This is a genomic window from Microthrixaceae bacterium (assembly GCA_023957975.1).
Classification (GTDB): Bacteria; Actinomycetota; Acidimicrobiia; order Acidimicrobiales; family Microtrichaceae; genus JAMLGM01.
This window is the reverse complement of the sequence record JAMLGM010000008.1, coordinates 166,736-181,105: the sequence shown is the minus strand read 5'-3', so window position 1 is coordinate 181,105 and position 14,370 is coordinate 166,736. Positions and strand designations below refer to the sequence as shown.

The window sequence follows — 14,370 nt, the reverse complement described above, 5'->3', positions numbered from 1 at the left end:
TCATCCGGCGATCGACCGCCAGGTGTCGATCCAGTCGTCGCGGTGCTCGTCGACCACGGCCGGGTCGATCATCACGCTCGACGACGGGCGGGGAGCGAACTGAACGAACAACTCGGGCAATTCGGCATCGGGCCGCGCCGGGTACACGAAGTTCGCGAGCGGCAGGCTCTGTTGCCACTCCAGCGACAACATCTCGTTGAGCACCCTCGTCGCCAACTCCTCGTGCGCCGATCCCGCCAGCACCCCGGCGAATTCGACCTGGTCCACACAGGTCGCCTCGACAACCCCCGAGGCCGGTTCGGCGACCTCGCCATCGGAATAGAACACCTCCGCCGGCGGGCTCGACGCGTAGCTGAGCACCAGCGGACGTTCGCCGCCACTCACGCTGTACTGCTCGTACCACGCCTCGCTCCACCCTCCGACCACCAGCGCCCCACCGTCGAGGAGCGAGCGCCAGTACTGCTCGGCCCCATTGCCGAAGTGAACACCGGTCGCCATCAGGAACGCCAGGCCCGGCGTGGAGGTCACCGGGTCTTCGAGCACCAGCAGCGACGCGTACTGCGGATCCGCGAGCTCCTCGAACGAGGTCGGCGGTGCGATGCCGCGTTCGGCAAACCAGCCGGTGTCGTAGTCGACACACACCGGACCGACGTTGATCGGCACGAGGCGACCGGTGGAGTCGAGGTGGAGCTCCTCGGGGACCGAGTCGAGGTTCGGCACCAGTTCGCGGTCGAATTCGACGAACACGGGTTCCGACAACGCCCGGCTCATCACCACGTTGTCGACCCCGAAGAAGATGTCGCCCGCAGGGCGGCCCGCGGTCAGGATCGCCGCCGCGAGCGCCTCGGCGCCGTCACCGCTCGCGCTGATGACGAGGTCGACATCGAGCGCCTCCTCAACCGCCGCCTCGACCTCGGGATCCAACACGTAGCTGTCGTAGGTGACGATGGTGATGGTGGGCCGCTGTGCACCCTCGTCGTTGGGCCGGTCGGCTGAATCGTCGGGGTCGCCGCAACCGGACGCGATCGTGGCGAGCATCGCCATCGCCCCCACGACCGGGACGAACCGGCGAGACCACCCGGACCTTGTACGACGTTGGATTCGACTCATGAGAGCACCTCTGCATCTGGAATCACGACGAGGGTCACTCCTTCGTCGACGGACACGACAACTTCCCCACCGAGCGCTTCGTTGCTGATGCCCAGGGTCGACCCGGCGCGGAGCCGATGCGAGCGCAACGTCCAACGCACGCCCGATTCGGACACGACCGCCTCGGGCGACCACGCCATCACGCTGAGCATGGCGCCCGAGCGCACCGTGGCCGACCACCTCGGCTGTAGCGCCGAGTCGACCACGGCGACATACGCGCCGCCGAGGTACGCCTCGATCGCCACCCCATGCAGCGTGGACATCGACGCGAGCAACGCCACATTGCCGAGCAGATGGTCGAGCCGACCACCCGCCCCACCCAGGACGACGATGCGATTCGACTCGCCGACCGACCCGTGGTCACGGCCCGACCCGTGGTCACGGCCCAGTTCCTCGATCGCGATGCCGAGCGCGAGTTCGAGGTCGGTGGCGTCCTTGTCGGAGGGGTACTCGAGAATCTCGACACCGTCGCGTCGAGCCCGCCCCAGCGCCGAGGCGCTCACCGAATCGAGGTCGCCGACGAGGAGGTCCACGTCCACCCCAAGCCGCTGCGCCAGGTCGAGGCCGCTGTCGGCGGCGACGACCAGGCATGCCACGGACGGATCGTGGAGCCAACCCGGCACGTGCTGATGGGTTGACGCGCCGCCTGCCAGGACGACCCCGATGGTCATGACGATTCCTCCGCTGGCATTACCCAGATCAGGTTCCCGGGTCGGCGACGCACATGTTGCCCTCTCAGCCTGGATGCCCAAGCTCCCCGTGTTCGGTTGTCGGATGCCGTTCTAGCACACGGCGCCGCAGGCTCCCGTCGAACTCACGCCCAGAAGCCGTCGACCCGGGCGAGGGTACGCAACATGATCTCGTCCGCGCCTCCGCCGATCGACCACAGCCGGGTGTCGCGGAAGAACCGGGCCGTCCAGTTCTCCTCCATGTAGCCGAGGCCACCGTGGTACTGCAGGCACACGTCGGCAACCCGCCGGGCGAGGCGGCCCGACTTCAGCTTGGCGATCGTGGCGTAGCGGGTGATGTCCTCGCCGCGGCTCTGGGCCATCGCGGCCTCCCAGTTGTAGACCCGCAACATGTCGACCTCGGCCGACAACTCGGCCAGCTCGTAGGCCAGGTGCTGATTCGCCATGAGGGGCTTGCCGAACGCCATGCGCTCGCGGAGGTAGGCGCCGGTGCGTTCGAGCGCGTAGTGACATGCGCCCGCCATCTGATGCGAGGCCACCATGCGCTCGTCTTGGAACTGTTGCATCTGTTGTTTGAACCCGTTGCCCTCGGATCCGATCAGGTTGGCGGCGGGCACCCGACAGTTCTCGAAGACCAACTCGGCGGTGTCGGAACTGCGCATCCCCAACTTGTCGAGCTTGCGACTCACGATGAACCCGGGGGCGTCGGTGGGCACGAGGATCTGTGAAACGCCCCGCGATCCCCCCTCGTCGGAGGTGCGGGCCACGACGCACACCCAATCCGCCTGGGTGCCGTTGGTGATGAACGTCTTGGCACCGTTCAACACCCATTCGCCGCCCTCGAGATGGGCCTTGGTGCGAATGCCTGCGACATCGGAGCCGGCGTCGGGTTCGGTGATCGCCACCGCCGCCACCGCCTCGCCGGTGATGGCCGGGCGCAGGTACTGCTCTTTGAGTTCGTGGCTGCCGAAACGATGCAGCGACGGCGTGGCCATGTCGGTCTGCACGCCGATCGCCATCGCCACGCCGAGGGGCAACATGCGCCCAAGTTCCTCGTTGAGGATGCACACATAGCCGTAGTCGGCACCACCGCCGCCGTAGACCGGGTCGTAGGTCAACCCGAGGAACCCGAGCGAGCCCATCTTCGAGAACAACTCACGGGCCGGGAAGACCCCGGTCTCCTCCCACTCCTCGGCGAACGGGTTGATCTCGCGTTCGACGAATTCCCGCACGGTCGATCGGAACAGTTCGTGGTCCTCGCTGGCTTGGGGCATCGGTGCTCCTGTCGGGTGTCTTGACGACGCGTGGTGGCGCAGGGAGCGTCGGCCCCAGCGCTCGAATGAACGTGCACCATCGTATGGCCCAGACCCGGTCTCATGGCAGGCTGTCGCGATGACACGACCGATCTTCACCGATGACCACGAAATGTTCCGCGAGGCCTACCGTTCCTTCGTCGAGCGGTCCCTCGTGCCGCGCCGCGAGGAATGGGAGGCGGCGGGCATCGTCAGCCGCGACGTGTGGGAGGAGGCCGGAGCCGCGGGATTCCTCGCGTTCGACACCCCCGAGGAGTACGGCGGCCCCGGGGTCAAGGATTTCCGCTACAACCTGGTGGTCGTCGAGGAACTGGCCCGGGCCGGGGCGATGGCCACCGGCGCCGGCTTCACGTTGCATAGCGACGTCGCGCTCCCGTACTTCCTGCGCTACTGCAACGACGAACAAAAGCAGCGGTGGCTGCCGGGCATGGCGAACGGAACCCTGATCACCGCGATCGCGATGACCGAGCCCGCCATGGGGTCCGACCTGGCCGGCATGCAGACCACCGCGATCCGCGACGGCGACACCTACCTCCTCAACGGCTCCAAGACGTTCATCACCAACGGCATCAACTCCGACCTCGTCATCGTCGCCGCCAAGACCGACCCCACCCAACGCCACAAGGGAATGAGCCTGCTGGTGGTCGAACGCGACATGGAAGGATTCGAACGCGGCCGCAACCTCGACAAGATCGGCCTGCACGCCCAGGACACCGCCGAGTTGTTCTTCAACGACGTCCGTGTCCCCGCAGAGAACCTGCTCGGCGAGGAGGGAACCGGGTTCCTGCAGTTGGTCGCCAACCTGCCGCAGGAACGCCTGGGGATCGCCGCCGCGGGGATCGCCCACGGTCGGGCCGCGTTCGACCAGACGCTGCATTACACCAAGGAGCGCACCGCGTTCGGCCAGCCGATCGGCTCGTTCCAAAACAGCCGCTTCAAGCTGGCCGAGATGGCGACCGAACTCGAGATCGGCCAAACCTTCGTCGACCGTTGCGTGATGGAGAACAACGCCGGAACCCTCACCGCCGAGACCGCATCGATGGCCAAGTGGTGGTGCACCGAACTGCAGAAGCGGGTGATGGATGCGTGCCTGCAACTGCACGGCGGCTACGGCTACATGCTCGAATATCCGATCGCACACGCCTACCTCGACGCCCGCATCACCACCATCTACGGCGGCACCACCGAGATCATGAAAGAGGTCATCGGCCGCTCCCTCGGGGTCTGAGAACCTCGCCCGCCACGGCTCCCCCCATGGCTCTCGCCACCTCGCCGACCTTCAGTCGTGGTCGTGATTGGATCGAGCGGCGCGCCGCTCTGCTAACATTGCGGCCGCCATCGGGCGTTTAGCTCAGTTGGTTAGAGCGCACGCTTCACACGCGTGAGGTCGGCAGTTCGAGTCTGCCATCGCCCACTACGAACACCACGGCAACCTCGGCGGGAGGGTTGTCGGCCACCTCGGCCGCCTCGGCGAGCGCAGCGCATGAGCTCAGATTCGCCCCCGGACCACAGCGCCGGGGAGACTCGACGCGTGAGTTCCCCGACCGCGACAACCTCCAGGCGAACCGCACCGCGACCCGGTTCGCCTCGTGCGGCGTTCGCGTCCCGGGCGTTTCGCTGGGTGTTTCTTGGTACCTTCGCGTCGAACATCGGCACCTGGATGCAAAACGTCGCGCTGTTGGCCTTCGCCGATCAGCTCACCCACGACGCGACCTTCGTCGGCATCGTCACCATGGCCCAACTCGGCCCGATGCTGGTGTTGTCCCCGATCGGGGGTGTCCTCGCCGACCGCTTCGACCGCAAGGTGCTGATGATCGGCGCGGCAACCGTGCAGGCGTCGATGAGTGCGGCGCTGGCGTTTGCGGCGATGTCGGATGACCCGTCGCTGTTGCTCATCGTGATGTGTGTGCTCGGAATCGGAATCGCCTCGGCCATCAACGGCCCGGCCGCCCAGGCCACCACCCCCGCACTCGTCGGGCGCGAGAACCTCGCCGGCGCGGTCGCGGTGAACTCGGCACAGATGAACGCATCGCGGGTCCTCGGCCCGATCCTGGCGCTCATCCCGTTCCTGGAAACTCCGAGCACCGTGTTCTTCGTCAACGCGTCGACCTATGTGTTCGTCATCGCCGCGATCGCGCTGGTGAAATTCGACTCCAAGCCCCCGCACGACCCGAACCGCGAGGCCCCGATTCGCCAATTCATCGCCGGGGTTCGCGCCGCGAAGGCCAACAAGGTGGTCGGCCGCGGGCTCGCAACCGTGTCGATCTATTCGCTGTTCTCGCTCGCGTACATCTACCAGATGGCCGGCTTCAGTCGTGAGGAGCTCGGCCTGGCAGGCCAGGCCTACCGGCTGTTGTTCGGAACCTTCGGCCTCGGCGCCGCGCTGGGGGCCATCGCGGTCGGAACCCGGCTGGCGCAGGTCGATCGCACGATCCTCGTGCGCGTCGGCCTCGGCGGCTTCGGCGTGTCGCTGGCGGTGTTCGGGCTGGCCTTCTCGACGGGTGTGGCCTTCGTGTCGGTCGGGCTCAGCGGGTTCTTCTACTTCATCGTCATCACGGCGCTGTCGACCGCGATCCAACACGAGGTCGAAGAGGAGAACCGGGGCCGGGTGATGGGCCTGTGGATGATGGGCTGGGCCGGGCTCGTTCCGGTCGGAAGCCTGCTCGCGGGCCTCGCCATCGACCGTGTCGGGTTCGGGCCGGTGTTCGTCGCCGGCGCCGTTGTGGCCGCGGCCCTCATCCCTTTTGCGGATCTTGACGCAACCAGGCGTCCACCAAGCGCTCAAGGCCGGCGCTTCGACTCGCCTTCACCAGCACCGCTTCCCCCCGAGACGGACGCGGCAGCGTTCTGATCGCCTCGGCGACATCGCCGAACGGTTCGGTCCCGTAGAGGTCGGTCCCGATGGCGACGACCTCGATGCCGAGTTCACGTGCCTTCACCGCGACCAGCCGATGCTGCTCGTCGGCGTCCTCGCCGAGTTCCCCCATGTAGCCGAGCACCGCAACCCGCCGCGAGGCGTCGAGCGCGGCGAGAGCATCGAGCGCGGCACGCATCGAGGTCGGGTTCGCGTTGTAGGCGTCGTCGAGGAGGCGGCCGCCCTCGGGCAGGGTGTGCAGCGCCATGCGCGAGGGGCTGAGCACGGCATCTCCGAGGCCGGCCGCCACCTCGGCCAGCGGCACCCCCGTCACCAGGGCTGCGCCGGCCGCGCCGAGCGCGTTCGACACGTTGTGGGCCCCGCTCACCCCCAACGTCACCGCAGCGCTGCCCCAGTCGCTGTGCAACGTGAACGAGGCTCGAAGATCGTCGCCCAGCGTCACGTTCTCGGCAACGACGTCGCCCCCGGCCCCGAAGGTGAGCACCGACGCGTCGGTGAGCGCGGCCATCGCCACAACGTGGGGATCCGAAGCGTTCAGCACCGCCACCCCGTTTGTCGGCAGCGCCCGCACCAGCTCCGATTTGGCCTCGGCCACCGCTTCGAGCGACCCGAACAACTCGGTGTGGGCCATCCCCACGGCGGTGACGACCGCATGGGTCGGGGCGGCGATCGAGCACAGATGGGCGATGTGGCCCGCGCCCCGGGCACCCATCTCGATGATGGTGCGTTCGGTGTCGCGGCGGGCATTGACCAGCGTGAGGGGCACCCCGAGTTCGTTGTTCAGCGACTTGGCCGACGCCGAGGTCACCCCGGCGCGTCGACAGATCGCCTCGAGCAGATCCTTGGTGGAGGTCTTGCCGACCGAACCGGTCACCCCGATCACCGGACCGCTCAGACGCAGGCGGGCAGCAGCACCGAGACGGCTGAGCGCGTCGATCGTGTCCTCGACGAGGATCCTCGGCGCGTCGAGGTCGACCTCGCGAGACACGAGTGCCGCGCTCGCTCCCCGCTCGATGGCGTCGCTCGCGAACTCGTGACCGTCGCGGTCGGCGACCAAGGCGACGAACAGGTCGCCGGCCTCGACGCTGCGCGAATCGAACATGACGCGCGAGATCGCCACCGACTCGGCGGTCGAACGGCGCCCCGACGAAAACTCGACACGGCCGCCGGCGGCATCGGCGAGGTCGACGAGACGGTCGATGACGATGGGGTGCAACGGATCGCTCACCACTCCATCCTGCCAGCCGCCGGCTTCCGCCCGCTGCCGCTGGGTTGCCGCTGGGTTCCGGGTGAATGCAGCCGGGTTCCCGGGGCAGGCCTCCCGGGGCAGGCCTCCCGGGGCCACGGTCAGTGCCCGCGTAAGCTCCGGGCATGGCCGCCCCCAGTTCCCGCACGCCGGTTTCGCTTCCCGATCACGTCCGGATCGTGCTGCTCTACGGCGGAGCATCGGCCGAGCACGACGTCTCGAGGGTGTCGGCCGCCAACGTGTTCGCCGCCGCAGACAAGGACCGGTACGACATCACCCTGTTCGGGATCGATCGCGACGGCCGCTGGCACCTCGTCGGCTCCGATGGGCCTCGCCACACCGACGAGGGCCTCGGCGGCCTCGCCGTCGAGGGCGAAGTCGTGTCGCCTTCGGCAGCCCTGAGCGCAATCATCGACGCGGCGTCCGATCCGGTCGTCGTGGTACCGGTCGTGCACGGGCCGAACTGCGAGGACGGTTCCCTTCAGGGCCTGCTCGAACTCCTCGATGTCGCCTATGTCGGCCCGGGCGTGTTGAGCTCCGCGGTATCGATGGACAAGGCGATGGCCAAGACGGTGCTCGACGCCGCCGCGATCCCCCAAGGCCGTTGGGACTCCGGCTTCGAATGGGAACTCGACGACGCACGCCTCGACGCCATCGCCGAGCACCTGGGCTTTCCGATCTTCGTGAAGCCGGCGAATATGGGCAGTTCGGTCGGGGTCACCAGAGCGAACGACCGCGCCGAACTCGACACGTCGGTTCGCGAGGCACTGCGGTTCGACGAACTGCTGGTCTTCGAGGAGATGATCACCGGCCGCGAGGTCGAAATCGCGGTGCTGGGCAACGAGTCGCCTCGGGTATCGGTTCCCGGCGAGATCGTCGCCGGCGCCGAGTTCTACGACTTCGATGACAAGTACCGCGACGGTGTGTCGAAAACCCTGGTGCCCGCGGCGCTCGACGACGCACAGGTCGCCGAGATGCAGGACCTGGCACTGCGCACCTATCGGGCCCTGCGGGCCGAGGGGTTGTCTCGGGTCGATATGTTTTTCGACGCCGACGGTCGAGGCTTTCTCGTCAACGAGATCAACACGTTGCCCGGATTCACGTCGATCTCGATGTACCCGACGCTCTGGGAGGCCTCTGGACTTGGATACCGCGAGTTGATCGATGAACTCATCCGGCTCGCACTCGACCGCCGCGAGCGACGCCGCCGCTCCAACTGATCTCCCGCGCCAGCCTGTTCCTGCCCGCGCCAGCTGTTCCTGCCCGCGCCAGCCTGTTCTCCGATAACCAGTGGTCGTGATCACGACCACTGGTTATCGGAGAACGGGCCAGGGGCGGGGTCAGGGCGGGGGCATGGCAGGGTCGGCGGGGGCAGGGCAGGGTCGGGTCAGGGGCAGAACCCGGAGGCGACTCGACAGGCGATCGTCCACTCCCCCACCTCGTCGACGATCCGGTAGTCCTCGTGTTCGGCGAGCCAGCGGACAAACGGCGTGTCGCTCTGCCACAACACGATGTCGTCGTCGATCGCGTCGATCACCCGCTCGTATCGCGACGGGTCCTCGCCGAGCAGCGCCACCAGACGCGCCAACTCCACGGTGTCGTGCACCTCGGCGCGGTCGTCCACCCACGGCTTCGCCTCGGTGCCGTAACGCCACTCGAGGTAATTGCCCACCCAGTCCGGCGTCAGGATGTGGGGCAGTTCAGCGCGCTCGGCACCGACCCATGTCCGGGCTTCGAGCTCGTCGACCGCCGAGGTCGGATAGTGCGACAGGTCATAGCTGGGTGTCCACATCATCAAGGCCACGACCGCGACGGCGAGCGCTCCGGACACGATCGCCACGTGTGATCGCCGCGGCGACGAGATTCCCTCCTCGGTTCCAAGACCAGCGAAGGCCGGTGCGACGAGGGGCACCATGGCGATCGCGCACAACGGCGCGTAGCGAACCGCATCGATCGACAACGCCAACATCCCCAGCGCCACGGCTGAACGCACCCACATCCGACGCCACAACAACGCCGCACTCCCGGCAATGCCCTGGGCCAGGAACACCATCGACATCCACGAATCCAACCGCAACGGGCGCCACTCGACGATCAAGATGAGCGACTCGCGGCCGAGCTGCTCAAGCGGGAAGGTCAACAACGACCATCCGTACGGGGTCGCCAGGGCTCCGAGGCACGAGCCGGCAACCATCGCTGCCACCTCACCGATCTCGCGTCGGCCGAACGCGCGCGATTCCACCACTCGCACGAAGATCAGCGCCCCGACGAATGGCACCCCCATCGCCCACGAACCGTGCAGCGGCACCCATACGGCGAAGATCCCGGCCAGCCACCATGCGCTGCGCCGCTCCACCACGACCAACAGTGCGGCAGCGAGTGCCAGGTACCCGAACGTCTGTGGCCGCTCGTTCCACCAGCTCACCCCCAAGAGCGCCGCGACCGAGACGAGGCCGAGGCGGGCGACGTTCGCCTTTGCCGGCGCGCTCAGGCGCCACAACGCCAGGATCAGCGCGGCCGTGCATGCGGCGATAATCAGCCGAACTCCGAGGCCCGAGCCGACCCGATCGGCCAACGCGTACAACCCGGAGGCTCCCCAGGCCGGAACCACCAGCGGTGTTCCCTCCGACGCCCACGTGTAGAGATCATGGGTCGGCACGGCTCCGTCGAGGATCAAACGCCCGGTCGCCAGTTGGGTGAGAAAGCTGTTGTCGCTCAGCGCTCCGGTGCCGATCAACGCCCCGCATAGGCCGACCACGACCGGCCACCAGCCGTGATCGAGCAATGAGAATCCGCCCGGCCGCCCGCCACAATCCTCGTTCTCCGATAATGAGTGGTCGTGATCACGACCACTCATTATCGGAGAACGGGTGGCGAGCCGCGAGGGCACTAGAAGTTCTCTTTGATGTTCAGCGCGGCCGGGCCGAGGACCACGCAGAACAGCGCAGGGAAGATGCAAAACACCATCGGGATGAGCATCTTCACCGGGGCCTTCTGCGCCTTTTCCTGAGCGAGCTGACGGCGCTTGATGCGCATCTCCTCCGACTGGGCGCGAAGCACGCGGCCGATCGACACGCCGAAGGCATCCGCCTGCACGATCGCCAACACGAACGAACGAAGCTCCGGAACCTGCACGCGTTCATCCATCGCACGCATGGCATCGGCCCGCGACGCACCCGACCGGGACTCGCCGAGCATCCGGGCGAACTCATCCGACAGCGGCCCCGGCACCGACGCGATCACCCGATCGAGCGCTTGTTCAAAGCCGAGGCCGGCCTCGACCGAAATCGTGAGCAGGTTCAACACGTCCGGCAGGGTCTTCATCACCGCGGACTGACGGTCCTCGACCTTGCGGTTGAGCCACAGGTCGGGGCCGTAGGCCAACCCGCCGCCGATCACCAACGAGGCGACCAACCCCATCATCCCGGACAGGACCCAGCCGAACACCAGATTGCCAAGCCCGAGCGCAATGCCCACCGGTGTCATCACCGTCTTGACAGCGATGAACCGGTCCACGGCGTCGGGGGTCGTGATACCCGCAGCGGTGAAGCGCTGGCGCACCTTGGCCATGTACCCGATCGGAGTGAAACGCCGGCCGAGGCCGACCGCCTTGGCCATCACCGGAACGATCGCCCGCTTCGACAACGACTCGGCGAGGGCGTCGGCCCGCATGTTCGGCATCGGAGCGCCGTCCGCGAGGTCGTAGCCGTCGAGGCTGCGCAACGACTCGCGAACCACCTGACGATCGTGGGCACCGGACGCTATGGCGAACACGACGCCAGCGACCGCCACCATGACCAGGATGAGGGGAACCAACAAAGCACCAGACATGGTCAAACCTCGATCGTGATCGTCTTTTTCATCCACACGAAGCCGATGATCATCATCACCACGGCTCCGACGAGGAGATACAGGCCCATCCCGCTGAACAGCTTCGAGATGTATTCGGGGTTCATGACGTACATGACGACCGCCAGCCCGGGAGGAAGTAAGCCGAGAATGATCGCCGACATACGGCCCTCGGCGGTGAGTGCAGCCACATCGCGACGCAGTCGCTCGCGTTGCACCATGGTGTCGGCGACCGTCATCAACAGTTCGGCAAGGTTGCCGCCGACCTCGCGCTGGATGCGGATGGCCATCACCGCCCAGCCGAAGTCCTCGCTGTCGAGTCGCTGGGCGATCCCTTCGAGCGCCTCGTCGAGGGGTCGTCCAAGGCGGGCTTCGGTCACGGCCCGGCGAAGCTCCTTGCCCATCGGATCGTCAATCTCATTCGACACCGCCTCGATGCCCTGGCCGATCGAATATCCGGCGCGAAGCGTGCCCGCGAGCAGCGTCAACATGTCGGGCAGCATCGCGGTGAACTTCTTCTTACGGCGTTTGGCCATGAAGTCGACGCTGAACCCAGGAAGCACCATCGCCACGATCAACACCACGAGCACGGTCATCATGCTGCGGGTGAGCACGGCCGCACCGAGGATCGCCGCCGCCGCTCCGGTGAGATAGAAGGTCAGGGCTTCGGCGGGGCGCAACGGAAGATCCGCCCCTTCGAGCTTCGCCTCCACCCGATGCAACAGGCCCCGTTCCTTGGCGATCGTCTCGGTCACCGCCACCGCCCGCTGCAACAGCGCCGCGGTGGCGTGCGCCGTGGCATCCTCCTCCTCGGCGAAGCGCGGCGCATCGTAGGACTCGTCGTAGTACCGCAGCGCGTAATTGAGGTTGTCGCGACGCTTGGTGATCAACATCGCTACGGCGAACACGGCGGCACCAGCCGCCACCGCACCGAAGACGATGATCAGATACTTCACCGCATCCGAGGTGAAGAACCCGCTGCCTGCACCATCCTGCACCGGCGTGGCGGTCACCGCCGTCGCACCGCTGGCGAAGACCCCGGGCCGAACGCCGCCGGTGACCGTGTCGTCGCCAACGGTCAGGCGAATCGACAGAAACTCAGCGGAAGAGTCGGGAACCGAGTCGATCGTGACACGACGTTCGCCGTCGATGGTCGCAGCGATGCGGTCGAAGATCGCGGCGAAGTCGGCGTCGGAACCCGTTTGGAACGTACCGCCGGTCGAACGGACGAGGTCGCGCAATGCGGCACCGTCGGCGGTGGAACCGGAGACGCCGACGACGTGCACCACCGTGTCGTTGTCCTGCAGCGTGCGAACGACCTGGGAGAACGAAGCCGCGCTCGCATCGTCGGTCGATCCGACAACCAACACCACGTGGCGACGCAGGTTCGGCGCCGAGCCGTGGGAGGTCGCCGCAATCGACGTGGCATCCCACAATGAGCTGGTTCCTCCGACCCTGACCCCGCCGAAGTTGGCCGACGCCCCGTCGAAGCTGGTCGACGGACGTCCGATCAATGCGGCGCCGTTGCCGGTGGTCACGACGCCGAGTTGGGCAATCCCGCCCTCCGACGGAGCGAGTGCCGCGAGGTCCTCCATCGCGACCCGCAACGTGGCATTCGACACTCCGGCGGAGTTGTCGAGTACCACCATCACGCTCGGGCGGACCCCGAACTGCGACAGCGGCTCTGCCGGCTGGCGATAGGTGGCGCCGTCGACCTCGAGGGTGACCTCGTCGACCGGTTCACCCGCAGAAAGGTAATCCGCGCTCAATTGTCCGCCGCGAGCGTCCACCGCGACGATCTGCAACGGCGGCGTCTCGTCGTTGACCTCTGCTCCCGAGGGGGTGGCACCCCCGGCGACCGCAGTGACGCCGAGCACCAGGCTCACCAGCACCGAAGAAACGCTGCGTCGCATGCGACGACCTCCTGAAGTCCTCATCGGCGCCCCATCCCCGGACGCGAACCGTCGCCGCCGGGCGAGAACACCTCTGGCCCGAGACGAATGCCCTGGTCGGCGAGCTTCTCGACAAACCTCGGGCGAACACCTGTCGCCTTGAGCTGTCCGCGGAACTTGCCGTGCTCGTCGACCCCGGCGGCGAAGTCGAACAAGAACACGTCCTGGAGGGTGATGACATCGCCTTCCATGCCCTGGACCTCGGTGATGTGGGTGACGCGTCGCGAGCCGTCGCGAAGTCGGCTGAGCTGCACCACCATGTCGACCGCTCCGGCCGTCTGTTCACGGATGGCCCGCACCGGGAGGTCGTACCCGCTCATCAGCACGAGCGTCTCGAGACGGGCGAGCGCATCGCGGGGCGAGTTGGAGTGCAACGTGGTCAGCGAGCCGTCGTGGCCGGTGTTCATCGCCTGCAACATGTCGAGGGCCTCACCAGAACGGCACTCGCCGATGACGATGCGATCGGGCCGCATACGCAGCGAGTTCTTCACCAGGTCGCGAATACTCACCTCGCCGCGACCCTCGACGTTGGGCGGACGCGACTCGAGGCACAGCACGTGGTCCTGTTGCAGCTGGAGTTCCTTCGCATCCTCGATGGTCACGATGCGCTCGTTGGACGGAATGAACGAACTCAACACGTTCAGCAGCGTCGTCTTTCCCGAACCGGTACCACCCGACACGATCACGTTGAGTTTGCCGACCACACAGGCCTGAAGGAACCGAGCCGATGCCGCGTTGAGCGATCCGAAGCGGATGAGGTCGTCGACCTGCAGCGGATCCTTCGAGAACTTACGGATGGTGAGAAACGGGCCGCCGATCGCCAGGGGCGGGATGACGGCGTTCACACGGGATCCGTCGGGAAGGCGCGCATCGACCATCGGGGTCGACTCGTCGACGCGACGACCGACCGCGGACACGATCTTGTCGATCACCCGGCGGAGGTGATCGGCATCCACGAACGTAGTGCCATCGCGTTCGACCTTGCCGCCGCGTTCCACGTACACGAAGTCGGGGCCGTTCACCATGACTTCGGAGACGTTTTCGTCGCCGAGCAGCTTCTCGATCGGGCCGTAACCCAAAATGTCGTCGGACACCTCCTGGATGAGCTGTGCCTTGTCCGCCGCCGACAGCGGGGCACGCTCCTGTCCGAGGATGGCCAGCAACTGTTCCTGTACCCGCCGGCGCAGCTCGTCACCCGACAGCCGGTTGTCATAGAGGATCGGGCCCAGTTCCTCGATGAGGTGGCTGTGGATCCGCTGGCGCAACTCATCCATGATCGGGTCACGCCGGGGGGCCG

Annotated in this window: 11 protein-coding genes, 1 tRNA gene and 1 riboswitch; of the genes, 4 read left to right on the top strand and 8 right to left on the bottom strand. The window is 66.9% G+C overall.

The features are described 5' to 3' along the window. The 3 genes from M9952_12620 to M9952_12610 all read right to left on the bottom strand — a co-directional run bounded on the left by M9952_12620 (position 1) and on the right by M9952_12610 (position 3,112). On the bottom strand, positions 1-1,110 hold the full coding sequence (locus M9952_12620; protein ID MCO5313765.1) for a thiamine ABC transporter substrate-binding protein: 1,110 nt from the start codon (positions 1,108-1,110) through the stop codon (positions 1-3). Beyond that, complete coding sequence (locus tag M9952_12615; protein ID MCO5313764.1) at positions 1,107-1,820, bottom strand: thiamine diphosphokinase; 714 nt, start codon at positions 1,818-1,820, stop codon at positions 1,107-1,109. Before M9952_12615 ends, M9952_12620 begins: the two co-directional genes overlap by 4 nt. Continuing rightward, positions 1,809-1,919, bottom strand: a riboswitch (TPP riboswitch). (Overlaps the previous gene by 12 nt.) Positions 1,920-1,963: 44 nt before the next feature. After that, complete coding sequence (locus M9952_12610; GenBank protein ID MCO5313763.1) at positions 1,964-3,112, bottom strand: acyl-CoA dehydrogenase family protein; 1,149 nt, start codon at positions 3,110-3,112, stop codon at positions 1,964-1,966. A 118-nt stretch (positions 3,113-3,230) separates the two neighbouring features. Here M9952_12610 and M9952_12605 point away from each other — a divergent pair, with 118 nt between their 5' ends. From M9952_12605 to M9952_12595, 3 genes are all read left to right on the top strand, one after another. Next, entirely contained in the window at positions 3,231-4,379 is a 1,149-nt protein-coding gene (locus M9952_12605; protein ID MCO5313762.1) for an acyl-CoA dehydrogenase family protein, read from the top strand. 112 nt (positions 4,380-4,491) lie between these two features. Continuing rightward, a tRNA-Val gene (locus M9952_12600) sits at positions 4,492-4,565 on the top strand. A gap of 117 nt (positions 4,566-4,682) precedes the next feature. Continuing rightward, positions 4,683-6,002, top strand: a complete 1,320-nt coding sequence (locus M9952_12595; protein MCO5313761.1) for an MFS transporter — start codon at positions 4,683-4,685, stop codon at positions 6,000-6,002. Here M9952_12595 and murF read toward each other — a convergent pair. Beyond that, positions 5,887-7,254 (bottom strand): UDP-N-acetylmuramoyl-tripeptide--D-alanyl-D-alanine ligase, encoded by a 1,368-nt coding sequence (murF, locus tag M9952_12590; GenBank protein MCO5313760.1) that lies wholly within the window; start codon positions 7,252-7,254, stop codon positions 5,887-5,889. The genes M9952_12595 and murF overlap by 116 nt on opposite strands. A 143-nt stretch (positions 7,255-7,397) precedes the next feature. Here murF and M9952_12585 point away from each other — a divergent pair, with 143 nt between their 5' ends. Further along, positions 7,398-8,492, top strand: a complete 1,095-nt coding sequence (locus M9952_12585) for a D-alanine--D-alanine ligase (protein ID MCO5313759.1) — start codon at positions 7,398-7,400, stop codon at positions 8,490-8,492. 167 nt (positions 8,493-8,659) lie between these two features. On the opposite strand, the gene M9952_12580 is transcribed toward M9952_12585, so the two are convergent. Genes M9952_12580 through M9952_12565 form a run of 4 tightly spaced genes read right to left on the bottom strand, consistent with a single transcriptional unit; the run spans position 8,660 to position 14,347 of the window. After that, the gene (locus M9952_12580; GenBank protein ID MCO5313758.1) at positions 8,660-10,129 is read right to left on the bottom strand and encodes a hypothetical protein; all 1,470 of its coding nucleotides are present in this window, start codon (positions 10,127-10,129) and stop codon (positions 8,660-8,662) included. 32 nt (positions 10,130-10,161) lie between these two features. Next, a complete protein-coding gene (locus tag M9952_12575; GenBank protein MCO5313757.1) occupies positions 10,162-11,103 on the bottom strand; it encodes a type II secretion system F family protein in 942 nt (313 codons plus the stop codon). 2 nt (positions 11,104-11,105) lie between these two features. Beyond that, positions 11,106-13,034 (bottom strand): type II secretion system F family protein, encoded by a 1,929-nt coding sequence (locus M9952_12570; GenBank protein MCO5313756.1) that lies wholly within the window; start codon positions 13,032-13,034, stop codon positions 11,106-11,108. A 20-nt stretch (positions 13,035-13,054) separates the two neighbouring features. Further along, positions 13,055-14,347, bottom strand: a complete 1,293-nt coding sequence (locus M9952_12565) for a CpaF family protein (GenBank protein MCO5313755.1) — start codon at positions 14,345-14,347, stop codon at positions 13,055-13,057. Between the last annotated feature and the right edge of the window lie 23 nt (positions 14,348-14,370).